Source organism: Streptomyces sp. NPDC029956, assembly GCF_055574655.1.
In genome coordinates this window covers 30666-47633 of sequence record NZ_JBVHZJ010000018.1, presented here as the reverse complement: position 1 = coordinate 47633, position 16968 = coordinate 30666, and the positions used below count along the sequence as shown (strand labels likewise).

Annotated in this window: 15 protein-coding genes; 8 read left to right on the top strand and 7 right to left on the bottom strand. The window is 73.5% G+C overall.

Features of this window, described 5'->3' with window-relative positions; translation table 11 throughout:
* The first annotated feature begins 16 nt into the window (after positions 1 to 16).
* Entirely contained in the window at positions 17 to 664 is a 648-nt protein-coding gene (locus ACZ4XX_RS16950) for an aspartate/glutamate racemase family protein (RefSeq protein WP_468508677.1), read from the top strand.
* Between the two features lie 55 nt (positions 665 to 719).
* Here the strand turns inward: ACZ4XX_RS16950 and ACZ4XX_RS16945 are convergent, their stop codons facing one another.
* Positions 720 to 1313, bottom strand: a complete 594-nt coding sequence (locus ACZ4XX_RS16945) for a hypothetical protein (protein WP_468508676.1) — start codon at positions 1311 to 1313, stop codon at positions 720 to 722.
* Between the two features lie 131 nt (positions 1314 to 1444).
* Between ACZ4XX_RS16945 and ACZ4XX_RS16940 the strand changes: the two genes are divergently transcribed.
* Both ACZ4XX_RS16940 and ACZ4XX_RS16935 read left to right on the top strand, forming a co-directional pair.
* Positions 1445 to 2410 carry a fibronectin type III domain-containing protein gene (locus ACZ4XX_RS16940; RefSeq protein ID WP_468508675.1) on the top strand — a complete coding sequence of 322 codons (966 nt, stop codon included), beginning with the start codon at positions 1445 to 1447 and terminating at the stop codon, positions 2408 to 2410.
* 230 nt (positions 2411 to 2640) lie between these two features.
* Positions 2641 to 4440 (top strand): hypothetical protein, encoded by a 1800-nt coding sequence (locus ACZ4XX_RS16935; RefSeq protein ID WP_468508674.1) that lies wholly within the window; start codon positions 2641 to 2643, stop codon positions 4438 to 4440.
* A gap of 31 nt (positions 4441 to 4471) precedes the next feature.
* Here the strand turns inward: ACZ4XX_RS16935 and ACZ4XX_RS16930 are convergent, their stop codons facing one another.
* From ACZ4XX_RS16930 to ACZ4XX_RS16920, 3 genes are all read right to left on the bottom strand, one after another.
* On the bottom strand, positions 4472 to 5617 hold the full coding sequence (locus ACZ4XX_RS16930; RefSeq protein ID WP_468508673.1) for a GDSL-type esterase/lipase family protein: 1146 nt from the start codon (positions 5615 to 5617) through the stop codon (positions 4472 to 4474).
* A gap of 247 nt (positions 5618 to 5864) precedes the next feature.
* On the bottom strand, positions 5865 to 7496 hold the full coding sequence (aceB, locus tag ACZ4XX_RS16925) for a malate synthase A (protein WP_468508672.1): 1632 nt from the start codon (positions 7494 to 7496) through the stop codon (positions 5865 to 5867).
* A gap of 226 nt (positions 7497 to 7722) precedes the next feature.
* A complete protein-coding gene (locus tag ACZ4XX_RS16920; RefSeq protein WP_468508671.1) occupies positions 7723 to 8349 on the bottom strand; it encodes a nucleotidyltransferase family protein in 627 nt (208 codons plus the stop codon).
* Between the two features lie 199 nt (positions 8350 to 8548).
* On the opposite strand from ACZ4XX_RS16920, the gene ACZ4XX_RS16915 reads away from it, so the two are divergent.
* Positions 8549 to 8875 (top strand): DUF5955 family protein, encoded by a 327-nt coding sequence (locus ACZ4XX_RS16915; protein WP_468508670.1) that lies wholly within the window; start codon positions 8549 to 8551, stop codon positions 8873 to 8875.
* 81 nt (positions 8876 to 8956) lie between these two features.
* Here the strand turns inward: ACZ4XX_RS16915 and ACZ4XX_RS16910 are convergent, their stop codons facing one another.
* Together ACZ4XX_RS16910 and ACZ4XX_RS16905 are read right to left on the bottom strand one after the other, a co-directional pair.
* Positions 8957 to 9583 carry a response regulator gene (locus ACZ4XX_RS16910; RefSeq protein ID WP_468508669.1) on the bottom strand — a complete coding sequence of 209 codons (627 nt, stop codon included), beginning with the start codon at positions 9581 to 9583 and terminating at the stop codon, positions 8957 to 8959.
* Positions 9584 to 9588: 5 nt separating this feature from the next.
* Positions 9589 to 10791, bottom strand: a complete 1203-nt coding sequence (locus ACZ4XX_RS16905) for a sensor histidine kinase (protein ID WP_468508668.1) — start codon at positions 10789 to 10791, stop codon at positions 9589 to 9591.
* Between the two features lie 112 nt (positions 10792 to 10903).
* On the opposite strand from ACZ4XX_RS16905, the gene ACZ4XX_RS16900 reads away from it, so the two are divergent.
* Entirely contained in the window at positions 10904 to 11983 is a 1080-nt protein-coding gene (locus tag ACZ4XX_RS16900; RefSeq protein WP_468508667.1) for an ABC transporter permease, read from the top strand.
* Complete coding sequence (locus tag ACZ4XX_RS16895; protein ID WP_468508666.1) at positions 11980 to 12660, top strand: ABC transporter ATP-binding protein; 681 nt, start codon at positions 11980 to 11982, stop codon at positions 12658 to 12660. Before ACZ4XX_RS16900 ends, ACZ4XX_RS16895 begins: the two co-directional genes overlap by 4 nt.
* A gap of 341 nt (positions 12661 to 13001) precedes the next feature.
* Here ACZ4XX_RS16895 and ACZ4XX_RS16890 read toward each other — a convergent pair whose 3' ends face one another.
* The gene (locus ACZ4XX_RS16890) at positions 13002 to 13808 is read right to left on the bottom strand and encodes an IclR family transcriptional regulator (protein ID WP_468508665.1); all 807 of its coding nucleotides are present in this window, start codon (positions 13806 to 13808) and stop codon (positions 13002 to 13004) included.
* 347 nt (positions 13809 to 14155) lie between these two features.
* Between ACZ4XX_RS16890 and allB the strand changes: the two genes are divergently transcribed.
* Together allB and alc are read left to right on the top strand one after the other, a co-directional pair.
* Positions 14156 to 15490: an allantoinase AllB gene (allB, locus tag ACZ4XX_RS16885; RefSeq protein WP_468508664.1), complete on the top strand. Its 1335-nt coding sequence runs from the start codon at positions 14156 to 14158 to the stop codon at positions 15488 to 15490.
* Positions 15491 to 15493: 3 nt separating this feature from the next.
* On the top strand, positions 15494 to 16612 hold the full coding sequence (alc, locus tag ACZ4XX_RS16880) for an allantoicase (protein ID WP_468508663.1): 1119 nt from the start codon (positions 15494 to 15496) through the stop codon (positions 16610 to 16612).
* Positions 16613 to 16968: the final 356 nt, after the last annotated feature.

Genomic DNA, 16968 nt, shown 5'->3' with positions numbered 1-16968 from the left:
CGCGGGGCCCGGGGCCGTGGTGCTGATCAACCCCAACACCTCCACCGCCACGACCGCGATGATGACCGCCCTCGCCCGACGCGCCCTGGGCGGCGCCTTCCCCGTCCGCGGCGTGACGGTGACCCGTGGCCCGCGCATGCTCACCGACCCCGCCGCGCTGGACGCCGCCGCCCGGGAGGTCGTCGCCGCGGGCCTCCGCGCCACGGCCGCCGGCGACTGCGCGGCCCTCCTGGTCGGAGCCTTCGGCGACCCGGGCGCGGCGGAACTGCGCGCGGCCACCGACGTACCCGTGGTGGGCCTGGGCGAGGCCGCCCTCGGGGAGGCGGCCGCCGGCGGCACCCCCTTCGGTATCGCCACCACGACACCGCTCCTCGCCGAGTCCATCGCGGCCCGTGTGACGGCCCTCGGCCTCGCCGACCGGTACACGGGCCTCCGCCTGACCACGGGCGGCCCCGAACACCTCTCCGCCGAACCGGAGTCGCTCCTCGACGAACTGGAGCGGGCGGTCCGCGCGTGCGTGGAGCGGGACGGGGCGCGGGCGGTCGTCATCGGCGGCGGCCCGCTGGGCGACGCGGCGGAGGAGCTCCGCACCCGGTGCGCGGTGAGGATCGTGGCCCCGATCCCCGCGGCCTGCCGGGCGATCGCCGGCCGGCTGCACGGCTGACGCTCGCGGGTGCCGGCACCGAAGGGAGCCTCGCCCGCTCGCCCGCTCGGCCCGCTCATCGCTCCACCGCGATCCTGCGACGGCACTCCTGAGCCAGCGCCGGATACGCCGCGCCGATCGCCTCGTACAGCCGGCGCCGCAGCAGCCGCTCGGCCTCCCCGCGCCCGGTGTCCCCGTAGAGGCCGTCGAGCAGCGCCTCGTACCGCGCGAGGGCGTGCCGGAGGTAGCTCACCTGCCACCGTACGAGCGCGCAGGCCGGAGCCCCGCCTCCCGTTGGCGTCCCGGGACTCCGCGCCCCCAGGAGCTGCCGGTGGCGGACCGCCCGGCGCTCCAGCTCGGGTCCGGGGAGCCGGGGAACCTCGATCGGTTCCGCGCGGATCGCGGCCAGGACGGCAGCCCTGCGTCGTTCGGCGTGGGCCGCGGCGGCCGAGGAGCGGGCGGGTGAGAGCGCCGACGTCTCGGCGAACTCGGGTGTCCGCTCCACCGTTTCGACCCGCGCCAGGAGGTACAGCCGCAGGGGGGCGGGGGACCATCGGCGCGGGTCGCGGCCCTGTGCGTCGGGTGTGCCGAGCAGCTTCCGCACCATCGTGTCGCTCCAGCCGCGGCGGCGTACCCCGGCGTGGCTCACATAGGTCGTACGGTCCGTCATGATTCCCCCAGATTCGACTACGGAGAGTGATGTTCTCAGTGAAGCGCACACCACTGACAACGCCCCCTTGCCGCAACCGGCCCGACTGTGCGATATAGGTCTGGACCTTTCCGACGGACGGAGGCCGGCCCGTGCAACGCCCGCTCGCCGCAAGCCTGTTGACTGCCCTCGCGCTGACGCTCACCCTCGCCGGGTGCTCCGGCGCCGCCGTTCCCGAGGCCAAGGACACCCGCGCCCCGACCGTCCCCTCCGGGGTCACCGCGACGGCGGGCAGCGCCAGTACCGTCCACGTGATGTGGAGCGCGGCCACCGACGACCGGGCCGTCACCGGGTACGCGGTCTACAGCGAGGGCCGCAAGGTCAAGGACCTCCCCGCCACCACCCTGATGACCGACGTCGTCGGCCTCGCCCCCGCCGCCCTCCACCGCTTCACCGTCCGGGCCCGGGACGCCGCCGGCAACGTCTCACCCCCCAGCGCCACCGTCACCGCGACCACCCTCCGCGCCGCCGCCGAGGACCGCACGCCCCCCACCACGCCGGCCGCACTTCGCGCGACCCCCGACGGCAGCCGCGCCGTGACCCTCCGCTGGTCCGCGGCGAAGGACGACACCGAGGTCACCGCGTACGACGTCTACCAGGCCGACACCCGCATCCACACCGTCCCCGGCACCGCCACCACCGCCCACGTCACCGGCCTGCGCCCCGGCACCGCCTACGCGTTCACCGTCCGCGCCCGCGACGCCGCCGAGAACTCCTCCCCGGACAGCGCCCCCGCCGACCTCACCACGGCCCCGTCCGCGGGCGCGCCCGCGAACACCGCCCCCACCCGCCTCACCGCGACCGCGGCCAAGGGCGAGATCACCGTCACCTGGACCCCACCGGACACGGGCGCCCCCGTGACCCACCACGAACTCCATCTCAACGGCCGCTTCGCGACCACCGTCATCTGGGGCACCGCCCCGCCCCCCGGCCGCGCCACCTACACCTTCCCGGTCCAGGACCCCCCGGGCACCCGTTACACCGTCACCCTCCGTGCCCAACTCCCGGACGGCACCTGGGGCGACTTCTCGGCACCCCGGACGGTGGCGGTGCGCTGACGGCACCGCGGACGCGCCCGGAGGGGCGCCCGGAGTCGGACCCGGGGATCGGCCGGAACGGGGCACCGAGGGCGTCGGCCGACCGGGCGCCCGGCGGCGCGCGGGCCCGCATCCCGCGCGGAACTCAGGTGGTCCGAGCCCTCCGGAGGCGCCCGGGACACCGGTGATTCCTCCGGCGCACCCCTGCGTCGTACGTCCGATTCGTCCCCCGCCGAACTACCCTGGGAAGCGTGGCCGAGACCGTTCTCACCAACACCGGGCTCGACAGCTTCCTCGACGGAGCACCCGAGCGCCGCGATCCCGATTTCGTGCGTGCCGCCGAGGCGGTGCTGGGCCTCCTCGCCCTCCGGGGGGCCGACCGGGAGTCGGGGGTGCCCGAGCCGACACCCGGGCTCGTACGGCAGCTGCTCGTCGAGGACCTGCCGACGTTCGTGTACGCACCGCCCGGGGCGCTCGCCGTCTATCCCGCCGTGGTCGGCCGGCTCGCGGCACGCTTCGACGGAGCCCGGGGCGAGCAGGTCGCCGTGGCCGTCCGGGAGGCCGCCGCGGACTTCGAGCGGGCGATGACCGACCCGGGGAACCTGACCTGGCACCGGTGGTACGCCCAGCTCCTGCGCTCCTGCGGAGCCGACCTCGCCGACGCCGAGGACGTACGGCGCCGGCTCGCCGCCCTCGACGGGGCGCCGCTGCCCGACGGGGTGCACCGGGCCGACCTCATGGGGCGTACCGCCCTCGCCGACGTCCTGCTCGCCGAGGCCCTCACGCGCGCGTACGTACGGGACGCGGAGGTGCCGCCCGCCGCCGGGCCGCTGCTCACCGACCACGCCGTCGCGACCGGCATCGGGCAGGTGGCCGCCGCGCTCCAGGACCGGTGGACCGCCGCCGGACTCGCCGAGCAGCTCGCCGGGCCGTACGCGCGCTTCGCGCCCGGGCCCGACGACTTCCCCCACCTCGTCCTGGCCGACGCCCTCCTGGACGAGCACCTCGACCACTACGGCGACATCGCCGTGCCCGTACCCCCGCCGCCCGCGATCGAGGCGGGTCCGGTCGAGGAGGACGCCGACACCCTCATCACGGCCGTCGAGGAGCTGTCCGAGGAGGAGTTCGAGCCCTACGGGGGCGAGGCGCCGCATCTGCTGTACGTGGTCTACCGGCGCGGCTGCTCGGCCGAGTCCGTCGCCCGCAAGGCCGCCGAATACGAGGACTGGACCGTCGATCCGGCCGTGGAGGACCTGCCCGTACCCGTACCGGCGGCGGTACCGGACGGGGCGTTCGAGTCCTCGCACCTCGTCCCGCCCGTCTTCGAACTCGTACGGCTCCTCGGTACGACCGATCTGACGGAGACCGACCGGGCCCGGCTGGAGGGCCCGGCCCGCGACCTCGCCGCGGTCCTGGACCGACTCGCCGCCACCGGCCTGGTCTTCCGCTCCGGCGACGCCTTCGGGCTCACCCCGCGCGGCGCCGGCGTCGTCCGCTATCTCCTCGGGGTCCGCGGGATCGCCGCCCCCGACACCGCCGAGGCCAGGGCGTGGTCCGCCACCGAGGCGGTCGCCGCCGCCGTGGGCTGGCCCACGTGCGTGGCCTCGCGCGTGCTCGCCGACTGGCTCCACGCGCGCGGGAACACCGCCGACGCCTGGTCCCTGCTGCTGACCGCCCTCGGCACCGTCCACGCCGGCACTCCGGACGCCGCCGCCACCCGTGGGCTCTTCGGCGTCCTCGACACCGCCGCCGCCCCGCCCGATGCGCTGCGCGCGGCCCTCCGCGACCCGGTGATCGGCGCGTACGCCCATCAGGCCCTCCGCGCAGGCGGAGAGCCCTCCGACCTGATCCAGGTGGGCATCGCGGCACGGGCGCTGTTCGTCCTCGACGCGCTGCCCGCCAAGAAGGGGCCTCTGGAGTCCCGCCGTGCCGCCTTCGACACGGCGGCGGCCGCCTGGCCGGGTGGTTCCGCCGCGCTGGTCCGGGCGATGCGGGCGGCGGACCGGCACGAGGCCGAACGGGTCCTCGGCCCGCTCGGCCTGGCGCCGTAGCAGGCGCTGCGGCGCCTGCCCCGCTCTGTCGCTACCCCGCCGTGAGGTACATCGCCGACGGTCCCGACCCCGCCGTGTTCCGGCAGCTGTGGTTGCCCGTCGGGCGGGCGTGGACCAGGGCCAGGCAGCGGCCGAGGGCCTGCTGACCGTAGGCGTTGGGGTGCATGGACTCCTGGACGAGTCCCTGCGTGCTCTGGCTGTCGATCCAGCGCGCCCACTCGCTCGTCGTCCCCGACGCCGGCGACGTCGACGTCACCTGACGGCTCGCCCTGGCGCACACCTCACGCCCCTGGAGCGCGTCCCGCAGGTCCATGAACTGCACGCCCTTGGCCGCCGCGACGCCCTTGAGGCGGTTCGCCAGCTGCGGGACGAGGGAGTCGCGGGCCCAGTCGGAGTCGCCGTTCCAGAAGGGGCAGCCGCCGGTGTTCGTACGGGTCCAGCCGCTCTCGCCGTAGCGGTTCTCGGAGGCGCGGGGGATGGGGGAGGGGTAGGACTGGAGGACGATCCGGTAGTCGGACGAGGTGTATCCGGCGCCCGTCATCACGGCCCGGATCTCGTCGACCGAGCGGCCGACGTCCGCCATCACGCCGTCGATCCGGGCGTCGACCTCTGCCTGCTGGTCGTCGTGGCAGTACGAGTACCAGACGATGTAGTCCTTGGCGCAGGTGGCGATGATGTCGGCGAAGCCGAGGTCGTTGCCGCCGATGGAGAGCGCGATCAGCTCCACGTCGTGCGAGGCGGCGACGGCCGCGAGCTGGTCGGCCTGCGGGGCCTCGCCCTTGTAGGGCTGACCGCCCTGCGAGGCACGGAAGACGTTGTCGGTCGTCGCGCCCGAGCAGGCCAGGTTGATCAGGGAGCTCGCGACGGCCCCCGCGCTCTTCACCTCCGCGGTGTCCGAGCGATGGCAGCCGCCCGCGGTGGTGCCGTACACCCGGGACGGGTCGTAACCGCTGCCCGTCCAGGCCCGGTCGGTGCCGGTGCGGTTCCCCGCGTTGGTGAGGCTGTTGCCCAGCCAGCGGCCGGCCTCCCCGGAGATGTAGCTGTCGCCCATGGCGACGACTGCGGTGGGACCCGTGCCGGGGGAGGCCTGGGCGGAGGGGGCGGCGACGGAGGCGAGCCCGGCGGCGGTACACAGTGCCAGGAGTGCGCGCAGCGCACGGTGGGGGGACGAAGGCATGGCTGTGCTCCTGCGGTACGCAGTGACGTGGGGGACAGCCGCCGGCCGGTGGCATGGCGGAATCTGTCACCCACTGGCTTGTTACCGCTAGGTAGCTGCATATCTCGGTTCCGTCACGTCCCCTGTGATCCCACAGGAACGGGAACAGGGCCCCCTCTCCGGTGCTGTGCGACACCGGGGACGAAGCCCTGCTCAGATGCTGTCCGACCGCTGTGCGGGCCGTCGGGTCAGCCGTTCTGCTCCGAGATCAGCCGACCAGCTGCTCGTACGCGGGGAGCGTCAGGAAGTCCGCGTAGTCCGCGTCGAGCGAGACGTGCAGCAGCAGGTCGTGGGCCTGCTGCCACTTGCCGGCCGCGAAGGCCTCCTCGCCGATCTCGGCGCGGATCGCGGCCAGTTCCTCGGCGGCGACCTTGCGGGCCAGTTCGGGGGTGGCCTTCACCGTCTCTCCGGCGTGCTCGAATTCGACACCCGCGTTGATCCACTGCCAGATCTGCGAGCGCGAGATCTCGGCGGTCGCCGCGTCCTCCATCAGGTTGAAGATGGCGACGGCACCGAGGCCGCGCAGCCACGCCTCGATGTAGCGCGTGCCGACCTGCACGGCGCTCACCAGGCCCGCGTAGGTGGGCTTCGCGTCCAGCGAGTCGATGGCGATCAGGTCGCCGGCCGCGACGGAGACGTCCTCGCGGAGGCGGTCCTTCTGGTTCGGCTTCTCGCCGAGGACGGCGTCGAAGGAGGCCATCGCGATCGGGACCAGGTCGGGGTGGGCGACCCACGAGCCGTCGAAGCCGTCGCCGGCCTCGCGGTCCTTGTCGGCCTTGACCTTCTCGAACGCGACCTTGTTGACCTCGGCGTCCTTGCGGGACGGGATGAACGCCGCCATGCCGCCGATCGCGTGCGCGCCGCGCTTGTGGCAGGTGCGCACGAGGAGCTCGGTGTACGCGCGCATGAACGGGGCCGTCATCGTGACCGCGTTGCGGTCCGGAAGGACGAACTTGGCGCCGCCATCACGGAAGTTCTTCACGATGGAGAACAGGTAGTCCCAGCGGCCCGCGTTCAAGCCGGCTGCGTGGTCGCGGAGCTCGTAGAGGATCTCCTCCATCTCGTACGCGGCCGTGATGGTCTCGATGAGGACCGTGGCGCGGACGGTGCCCTGCGGGATGCCGACGTAGTCCTGGGCGAAGACGAAGATCTCGTTCCAGAGGCGGGCCTCCAGGTGCGACTCCGTCTTCGGGAGGTAGAAGTACGGGCCCTTGCCGAGGTCGATCAGCCGCTGGGCGTTGTGGAAGAAGTACAGGCCGAAGTCGACGAGCGCGCCGGGGACCGGGCGGCCGTCGAAGGTGAGGTGACGCTCCTCCAGGTGCCAGCCGCGGGGCCGCATGACGACCGTGGCCAGCTCGCCGGCCGGCTTGAGGGCGTACGACTTGCCCGAGCGCGGGTCCGTGAAGTCGATCTTCCGGGAGTACGCGTCGATCAGGTTGAGCTGGCCCAGGACCACGTTCTCCCAGGTCGGCGCCGAGGCGTCCTCGAAGTCGGCGAGCCAGACCTTCGCGCCGGAGTTGAGGGCGTTGATCGTCATCTTGCGGTCGGTCGGGCCGGTGATCTCGACACGGCGGTCGTTCAGGGCCGCCGGGGCCGGCGCGACCTTCCACGAGTCGTCGGCGCGGATCGCCGCGGTCTCCGGCAGGAAGTCCAGGGTGGACGTGCGGGCGATCTCGGCGCGACGCTCCGCTCGGCGGGCGAGGAGCTCGTCCCGGCGCGGGGTGAACCGCCGGTGCAGTTCGGCGACGAAGGCCAGGGCGGCCTCGGTGAGCACCTCTTCCTGGCGCGGCAGGGGCTCGGCATCGACGACGGCCAGGGGGGACGGCGCTGGTGCGGACATGAACTGTCACTTCCTTCAGCGGACTTCACGGGCGGTGCCAGACGGCCGCCGGGCGTCGCGGGACGGCACGCAGTGCCGCAGGCGCCGAGATACGGCCGCAAGCGCCTTCTGAACGGACAGGCGCTTCTGAACAGTGGATACTAGTTTCCTCATGGTGGAAGTTCAATGGTTTGTTGATGTCGAGATTCTCCGGATCGACAGACCACGGCGCTGGGTGCCACGCCGTTCACTCCAAGTGCGCCAGATCCTCCTCGGTGTCGATGTCATAGGGCTCGGCCACATCCGAACAGTCGACCGGGGTGATCGCATCCCGGTGCGCCGCCAGATAGTCCCGCGCACCCCGGTCGCCGACCGCGAGCTCGGCGATCCCCGCCCAGTGCCCTGCGCCGAACAGCACCGGATGACCCCGCTGCCCGTCGTACGAGGCCGCCGCCAGCGAATCCCGCGAGACGTACGCCGCCCGGACCCTGGCCACCGCCTCCGCCCCGATCCCCGGCTGGTCGACCAGCAGGACGAGCGCCGCGTCGACCCCGCGCGGATCGGCGCCCAGCGAGACGAGCCCCGCCCGCAGCGAGGTGCCCATCCCCTCGGCCCACTCCGGGTTGTCCACGAGCACACACCCGGGCAGCTCCGCCCGCTCCCGTACGACCTCGGCCGACGCCCCCAGAACCACATGCACCACCTCGCACCCGGCCGCCCGCAGCACCCCCACGGCGTACTCGACGAGAGGCCGCCCCCGATGCGTGAGCAGTGCCTTCGGCCGCCCGCCGAGCCGCCGCCCGCCTCCGGCGGCGAGCAGCAGCCCGGCGACACGCGGCCGGTGGACATCTGTTCGGTCATGCACTGTTGTCATGGGGACTGCATACCTCATCAGGCGGAATCACACGGTCGCCTGAATTACCCGGGCGAAGGGTGGCGCGGTGGGGTGGCGAAGGAGTTAACTGACCCGCAACTCACGGCGCCCGACCACCGCCCGGGGGTCGGCTCGGAGCGCTGCTCCGGGTGCTCGGAGTATGGAGTTCTGCGCACAGTGTCGTGCGAGGGGGAGAACCATGTTGCGAAGCGTGGGGCAGAGGCGAGTGACCGGCGAGGGCATGGACCCGAGGGTGGCCGAACTGCGGTCCGCCGTGTCCCGGCTCCGACGTGAACTGGCAGCCCACCGGGTCGATTTCGCCGACCGGGGCATCGCCGAGGACGAACTCGCCGCGCTCGACGCGATGGCGCTCAGCGGAGCCCCCGAGGTACGTCGGCTGCGCCGCTCGCTGCTGCTCGTCGCGGGATCGGTCGGGTCCGTCAGCGCGCTCGCGGAAGGGCTCGCCGGAGTCCGGCGGGCGGTGGAACTCTTCGGCCCGCCCGCGCCCCGGGGGCCTGTCGACTGACGGGTGCGCGGTGGCGGCGATGGCGCGACGGGCGCGCGGTGGCGGCGGCGGTGGTGGGTCCGGTCTGCCGTGGCCGTCGTTCTAGCGCCTGATCAGGCGGCGGGCCGTCGCCGCCGCCACCGCCGCCGTACGGGAGTCCACCCCCAGCTTCGCGAAGACGTGCACCAGATGGGACTTCACCGTCGCCTGGCTCAGGAACAGCACCTTGCTGATCTGCTGGTTCGACAGGCCCTCGCCCACCAGCTGGAGCACCTCGAGCTCGCGCTTGGTCAGCGCCTCCGCCGGGGTCCGCATGCGGTCCATCAGACGGTGCGCCACCGCCGGGGCGAGAGCCGACTGTCCTGCCGCCGCCGTGCGGACCGCCGCCGCCAGTTCCTCCGGCGGCGCGTCCTTCAGGAGATAGCCGGAGGCGCCCGCCTCCACCGCCGCCAGAATGTCCGCGTCCGTGTCGTACGTGGTCAGGACCAGCACCTTCGGCCCGCGGGGCGCCGCCGTGATCGCCGCCGTCGCCTCCGAACCGTGCATCCCGGAGCCGAACTGCAGGTCCATCAGGACCACGTCCACACCCCCGGCCGCCGCCAGCTCCACCGCGCGCTCGGCGGTCGCCGCCTCCGCGACGACGGCGAAGTCCGGCTCCGTGTCCAGGACCGCGCGCAGGCCCGCCCGTACGACGGGGTGGTCGTCGGCCAGCAGAAGACGAATGGTCATGCTCTTCACGCTCCAGCGGGGAGGGGGAGGGAGACGGCGACGGCCGTCCCCTGGCCGGGGGCGGACTCGACGGTGAACGTGCCGCCCAGCGACTCCGCGCGCGAGCGCATCGCCGGCAGCCCGAATCCGCCGTCGGACGAGGTCCGTACCGCGCCGGGTTCGAACCCCTCGCCGTCGTCCACCACGTCCAGGGTCACCGAGGCGTCCATGAACGACAGGGTGATCTCCGCGCGCGACGCGCCCGCGTGCCGCACCGTGTTCGCGAGCGCCGACTGGGCGATACGGAGCAGCGCCACCTCGTAGGGGGTCGGCAGCTCGACCGGCGTACCGCTGACGGAGAAGCGGACCCGGGGCCCGGCCCCCGGCTCGCACAGGCGCTCCAGGGCCGCCGCCAGGGAGCCGTGCTCCAGGTCCGGCGGCGACAGCGCCCGGACGAAACGCCTCGCCTCCGCCAGGTTGTCCTGGGCCTCCTGCCGGGCCCGGTCGATATGGCCCGCCGCGGGGGAGTCCGCCGGCAGCGCCCGCTCCGCCGCGCGGAGCAGCAACTGGATCGAGGACAGCCCCTGGGCGAGCGTGTCGTGGATCTCGCGGGCGAGCCGCTCCCGCTCGGCGAGCGTCCCCGCGTGCCGCTCCGCGGCCGCCAGCTCCGCCCGCGTCTCGATCAGCTCCTCGATGAGCCGGCGCCGCCGCTCGCTCTCCCGGTACAGCGCGTGATAGCCGAGGACCGTCGCCACCGCGACCGCCGCACCGAGCAGCGGCCCGATGAAGACACCCGGGTTGAGCGCGGCGCCGTGCCCCACGTACGAGAGGATCGCGGCGACCGCCGTCAGCACGACCGCCGGCAGCGACCAGCGGGCCGGCAGCAGGTGCAGCTGGAGGAAGTAGAGCGGGAAGGCCACCCAGAGCGCCTCCGGGGTCAGCCACAGCATCGCCAGCCAGCACACGCCCAGGACACCCAGCCATACCGCGGCCGCCCGCTGCGAGTCCCGTACGGACGGCAGGGACGAACCGGCGGCGTAGACCGCGCCCGTCACCACCGCGAGCACCGTCCCGGCGGCCGAGTCCGCCCGTACCGCCGCGAGGACGAGCAGCCCCGCCATCAGCAGGTGCAGACAGACGCGCAGCGCGCGCAGGGCAGAGGTCGGAGGCCGCCGGGCGGGGTGGAGGGAGGAGGGGGGAGCGGGGTGGAGGGAGGAGTGGGGGTCCATGTTCCCTCCAGCCTAGACAGCGGCAGACAATCCGGGCTCAACCAAAAGTTTGATGACGGAGCCATCCGTGGCGCGATGCCCGTGGGGGGCCGCGCCGACCACTCTGGTCAGCATGTTCGTCGCATGGAGAGACCTCGGATTCGCCAAGGGGCGGTTCGCGCTCATGGGCACCGTGATCGTGCTGATCACCCTGCTCGTGGGCCTGCTGTCCGGACTGACCGCCGGCCTCGCGCGGGAGAACGTCTCCGCGATCACCGGCCTGCCCGCCGACCGGCTCGCCTTCGCGGCGCCACCGTCCGGGCAGTCGGCCTCCTTCACCAACTCGACGGTGACGGAGAAGCAGTGGGGCGAGTGGGCCGAACGGCCCGGAGTGACCGCGGCCTCGCCGCTCGCCATCCGGACGCTCAACGGCGCCGCCGGGGACCGCACCGCCGCCGTCTCCGCCTTCGGTACCGCATCGGACGGCGGGCTCGCACCCCTGGCGCCCGCCCCCGGGAAGGCCGTGCTCTCGGAGTCGGCGGCGGAAGAGCTGGACGTCGCCGTCGGCGACCCCGTCCGCCTCGGCCCCCTCGAGCTCACCGTCGCCGCGGTCGCCGGCGACGCCTCGTACAGCCACACGCCGGTCGTGTGGACGACCCTCGACGACTGGCAGCGGCTCGGCCACAGCGGCACCGGCGCGGAGGAGCAGGCCACGGTCATCGCGCTCCGCGGCGGCGCGGGCACCGACTGGGGCGCGGGAGACGAGGCCGTCGGCACCGAGGCGCGAACCGTCGACGACGCCCTCACCGCCATAGGGTCCTACCAGGCCGAGAACGGCTCGCTCCAGCTCATGCGCGGCTTCCTCTTCGCCATCTCGGCCCTCGTCATAGGAGCCTTCTTCACCGTCTGGACGATTCAGCGCAGCGGCGACGTGGCCGTCCTGAAGGCCCTCGGCGCCTCGACCCCGTACCTCCTCAAGGACGCCCTCGGGCAGGCGGTCCTGATGCTCACGGCCGGCACGCTGCTCGGCACCGGGCTCGCCGTCGGCGTCGGGGCGCTGGTCAGCGGCGGGAACGTGCCGTTCGTCCTCGAACCGCTGACCGTCCTCGGACCGGCCGCCGTGATGGTGGTGCTCGGAGTCCTCGGGGCGGCGCTGTCCATCCGGCGGATCACCGCCGTCGACCCTCTCACCGCGCTCGGGAGTGCCCGATGAGTCTCGTCCTCGATGCCGTCACCCTCACCTACCCGGACGGCGACGGCCGGCTGACCGCGCTCGACGCGGTCTCCCTCACCGTCCCCGCCGGATCCCTCACGGCCGTCGTCGGACCCTCCGGCTCCGGCAAGTCCAGCCTGCTCGCGGTCGCCGCGACACTGGTGACACCGGACCGCGGGCGGGTCGTCGTCGACGGTACGGAGACGGGGGAGCTGGACGCGGCCGGGCGGGCGGCGCTGCGGCGGGAACGGATCGGGATCGTGTTCCAGCAGCCGAACCTGCTGCCCTCTCTCACGGCGGCGGAACAGCTCCAGGTGATGGCGCACCTCTCGGGCCGGCCGGCGAAGTCGGCCCGCGGCAGGGCCCTGGAACTGCTCGACGCCGTGGGCCTCGCGGACCTGGCCGGCCGACGGCCGCACCAGCTGTCCGGGGGACAGCGGCAGCGGGTCAACATCGCGCGGGCGCTGATGAACGAGCCGGCGGTCCTGCTCGTCGACGAGCCCACGAGCGCGCTGGACCACGAACGGGGGGCTGCGGTGGTGGAACTGCTCGCGGGGCTGACGGTGGGGAGGGGGACGGCGACGGTACTGGTGACGCACGACCGGACGCATGCGGCTTGTGCGGGGCGGGTGGTGGAGGTCAGTGACGGCCGCCTGTCGGAAGCCGCCCGGATCTGAACCCACCTCGCGCCTTGCCGCGGGCCGCGCCTGGCTTGCCGTGGGCCGCTGCCCGCCCAGCTGCGGCCCTTCCTCCCGCCGAGGCGACACCCGCCCTCCTGGGCCGCGCCCCACCCGCCTTGCCGCGCGCTGCGCCCCGCCGACCCCTCGCTGTGGGCAACCGTTCCTTCCCCGAGGACTTCGCCCAGAGGGACCCCCGAGCGGGGTGGGGCCGCACCCGTGCCGGGGTGCGCAGCCGCACGGCAGCCCCGCCGGGGGCGACCCGGCGGGGCTGCCGAGACACCGGGGCCCGGGTCGGGACGGGCGGCCCCGCGACCCGGCCAGGCTCCCGCCCGGTAGGGCTACGCGCCGCCGTTGGCCGTCGTGTTCGCCAGCGCCGACGACAGTTCCCGCGCCACTTCCTGAAGGATCGGGACGATCTTCTCCGTCGCCGCTTCCGTGACGCGCCCCGCCGGCCCCGAGATCGAGATCGCCGCGGCCGTCGGGGAGTCCGGGACCGAGACCGCGAGGCAGCGGACTCCTATCTCCTGCTCGTTGTCGTCGACCGCGTACCCCGTCTCGCGGACCGCGACGAGCGCGTCGAGGAAGCCCTCCGGCGTCGTGATGGTCTTCTCTGTCGCCGCCGGCATGCCGGTACGGGCCAGCAGTGCGCGGACCTCTTCCGCCGGGGTGTGCGCGAGCAGCGCCTTGCCGACGCCCGTCGAGTGCGGCAGCACCCGCCGGCCGACCTCGGTGAACATGCGCATCGAGTGCTTGGACGGCACCTGCGCCACGTACACGATCTCGTCGCCGTCGAGGAGCGCCATGTTCGCCGTCTCGCCGGTCTCCTCGACGAGCCGCGCCAGGTACGGGCGGGCCCAGGTGCCGAGGAGGCGGGAGGCGGACTCGCCGAGCCGGATGAGGCGGGGGCCGAGCGCGTACCGCCGGTTGGGCTGCTGGCGTACGTACCCGCAGGCGACCAGGGTGCGCATCAGGCGGTGGATGGTGGGGAGCGGGAGTCCGCTGCTGGCGGAGAGCTCGCTCAGCCCGACCTCGCCCCCGGCGTCGGCCATCCGCTCGAGGAGGTCGAAGGCACGCTCAAGGGACTGGACGCCACCGCTTGCGGCGGGCTTGGCGGCGTCGGTGGTGCTGGCGCTGGACGTCGGCACGTCAACGGTCCTTTCGGGGCAGGCGGGCAAGGCAGCAGCCTACCGGCCCATCGGCCGGGGTACATGGTCCTGGTGTCGGCGTCCGCGCCGGTCAGGACGTGTTTGTCCGGTGTCGGCGACGGCCCGGAGGCGTCCGGGTCGGCTCCGGCTGTACGGAGCTACGTTCTACTGTACGGAATTTGCATTCCACTTGGTGGAAACGTCCAAGCGGCGTCCGGCGGCGCCCGACATCCGCGGCGATGCTGGAAGTGTGCCCTTGACGACATGTCGTCCGGAAGTGAAGACTCCTTCAACAGTTCGTTGAATTTCTTTCTTGAAGCACCTGAAGCACTGGAAGAGGGGTACGGGTGGACGTCAACCTGGTCCTGCGCTCGACGCGTGTCATCACCCCCGAGGGGACACGCCCGGCGTCGATCGCCGTCTCCGGAGGGACGATCGCGGCCGTGCTGCCGTACGACGCGGAGGTACCCGCCGGGGCCCGGCTCGAGGACGTCGGCGACGACGTCGTCCTGCCCGGACTCGTCGACACCCACGTCCACGTGAACGACCCCGGCCGCACCGAGTGGGAGGGCTTCTGGACCGCCACCCGCGCGGCCGCCGCCGGTGGCATCACCACCCTCCTCGACATGCCCCTCAACTCGCTGCCGCCCACCACCACCGTGGAGAACCTGCGCGTCAAGCAGGAGGTCGCCCGCGCCAAGGCCCACGTCGACGTCGGCTTCTGGGGCGGCGCCCTGCCCGACAACGTCAAGGACCTGCGCCCGCTCCACGACGCCGGTGTCTTCGGCTTCAAGTGCTTCCTGTCGCCCTCCGGCGTGGAGGAGTTCCCCGAGCTCGACCAGGAGCAGCTCGCGACCTCGCTCGCCGAGATCTCCGGCTTCGGCGGCCTGATGATCGTGCACGCGGAGGACCCCCACCACCTCGCCGCCGCGCCCCAGCGCTCCGGCGGCGCGTACGCCGACTTCCTCGCCTCGCGGCCCCGCGACGCCGAGAACACGGCGATCGAGAACCTGATCAACCAGGCCCGCCGGCTCAACGCCCGCGTCCACGTCCTGCACCTCTCCTCCTCGGACGCGCTGCCGGTCCTCGCCGCCGCCAAGGCCGAGGGCGTCAAGATCACCGTCGAGTCCTGCCCGCACTTCCTCACGCTCACCGCCGAGGAGATCCCGGACGGTGCCACCGAGTTCAAGTGCTGCCCGCCCATCCGCGAGGCCGTCAACCAGGACGCGCTGTGGCAGGGGCTCGCGGACGGCACGATCGACTGCATCGTCTCCGACCACTCCCCGTCCACGACCGACCTCAAGACGCCCGACTTCGCGTCCGCCTGGGGCGGCATCTCCTCCCTCCAGCTCGGCCTCCCCGCCATCTGGACCGAGGCCCGCCGCCGCGGCTTCGACCTGACGGACGTCGTCCGCTGGATGTCCGAGGGCCCGGCCCGGCTCGCCGGCCTCACCCGCAAGGGCGCGATCGAGGCCGGCCGCGACGCCGACTTCGCCGTCCTCGACCCGGAGGCCACCTTCACCGTCGACCCGGCCGAGCTCCAGCACCGCAACCGGATCACCGCCTACGCGGGCAAGACCCTCAACGGCGTCGTCACCTCCACCTGGCTGCGCGGCGAGCGGATCGCCGACCACGGCACCCTCGCCGAGCCCTCCGGCAGCCTCCTCGAAAGGAACAACTGACCCGTGAGCACCGGCATACCCTCCTTCACCGGCGACGCCAGCCCTTACGGCGGTGGCGACCCCTACGCCGACTACCGGACGGCGGACTTCCCCTTCACCCAGTACGCCGACCTCGCCGACCGGCGCCTCGGCGCGGGCGTGATCGCCGCCAACGACGAGTTCTTCGCCGAGCGCGAGAACCTGCTCAAGCCCGAGGCCGCCGAGTTCGACCCCGAGCACTTCGGCCACAAGGGCAAGATCATGGACGGCTGGGAGACCCGCCGCCGCCGTGGCATCTCCGCCCAGCAGCCGCACCCCACCGAGGACGACCACGACTGGGCCCTCGTACGGCTCGGCGCGCCCGGCGTCGTCCGCGGCATCGTCCTCGACACCGCCCACTTCCGCGGCAACTACCCGCAGGCCGTCTCCGTCGAGGCCGCCTCCGTCCCCGGCTCGCCCTCGCCCGAGGAACTCCTCGCCGACGACGTGAAGTGGACGACGCTCGTCCCGCGCACCGCCGTCGGCGGCCACGCCGCCAACGGCTTCGCCGTCGACGTCGAACAGCGCTTCACCCACCTCCGCGTCAACCAGCACCCCGACGGCGGCATCGCCCGCCTCCGCGTGTACGGCGAGGTCGCCCCCGACCCGAAGTGGCTCGGCGTGCTCGGCACCTTCGACCTCGCGGCCCTGGAGAACGGCGGCCAGGTCGAGGACGCCTCCGACCGCTTCTACTCCCCGGCCACCAACACCATCCAGCCCGGCCGCTCCCGCAAGATGGACGACGGCTGGGAGACCCGCCGCCGCCGCGACAAGGGCAACGACTGGATCCGCTACCAGCTCGTCGCCGAGTCCGAGATCCGCGCCGTCGAGATCGACACCGCGTACCTCAAGGGCAACAGCGCCGGCTGGGCCGCGCTGTCCGTCGCGGCCGAGGGCTCGGAGGACTGGACCGAGATCCTGCACCGGACCCGCCTCCAGCCCGACACCAACCACCGCTTCGTGCTCGACACCCCGGCGGTCGGCTCCCGCGTGCGGATCGACATCTACCCGGACGGCGGCATCTCCCGCCTCCGCCTCTTCGGCTCCCTCACGGACGCCGGTACGGCCCGCCTGACGGCCCGCCACCAGGAACTGGGCGGCTGACCGGACCCGTACGCACACGCGGGCCGGGGTACGCCCCCGGCCCGCCCCACGAACTGGGCGGGCACGACACCCCGCCCGGCGCGCGAGGGCGCACCGACCCGACAGCACCGGTGCGCCCTCCTTATCTTTGGGCTCGGTTCGCCTCCGGGGCGCTGAAGCCGGGCTCACATGGTCGACCGTGCTCGCCTCCTTCGTTCCTCAGGAGGCTCCGCGCGCTCGACCCTGTTCCCCCGGCGCGCCCCTTCGGCTCACTCGCCCCTATCTTTGGGCTCGGTTCGCCTCCGGGGCGCTGAAGCCGGGCTCACAGGGTCGACCGTGCTCGCCTCCTTCGTTCCTCAGGAGGCTCCGCGCGCTCG

Coding starts and splice junctions, on each gene's coding strand:
- ACZ4XX_RS16945 (WP_468508676.1), bottom strand. CDS start 1,313: ATGACGGACCGTACGACCTATGTGAGCCACGCCGGGGTACGCCGCCGC.
- ACZ4XX_RS16895 (WP_468508666.1), top strand. CDS start 11,980: ATGAGTCTCGTCCTCGATGCCGTCACCCTCACCTACCCGGACGGCGAC.
- aceB (WP_468508672.1), bottom strand. CDS start 7,496: ATGTCCGCACCAGCGCCGTCCCCCCTGGCCGTCGTCGATGCCGAGCCC.
- ACZ4XX_RS16905 (WP_468508668.1), bottom strand. CDS start 10,791: ATGGACCCCCACTCCTCCCTCCACCCCGCTCCCCCCTCCTCCCTCCAC.
- ACZ4XX_RS16900 (WP_468508667.1), top strand. CDS start 10,904: ATGTTCGTCGCATGGAGAGACCTCGGATTCGCCAAGGGGCGGTTCGCG.
- ACZ4XX_RS16910 (WP_468508669.1), bottom strand. CDS start 9,583: ATGACCATTCGTCTTCTGCTGGCCGACGACCACCCCGTCGTACGGGCG.
- ACZ4XX_RS16920 (WP_468508671.1), bottom strand. CDS start 8,349: ATGACAACAGTGCATGACCGAACAGATGTCCACCGGCCGCGTGTCGCC.
- ACZ4XX_RS16930 (WP_468508673.1), bottom strand. CDS start 5,617: ATGCCTTCGTCCCCCCACCGTGCGCTGCGCGCACTCCTGGCACTGTGT.
- ACZ4XX_RS16915 (WP_468508670.1), top strand. CDS start 8,549: ATGTTGCGAAGCGTGGGGCAGAGGCGAGTGACCGGCGAGGGCATGGAC.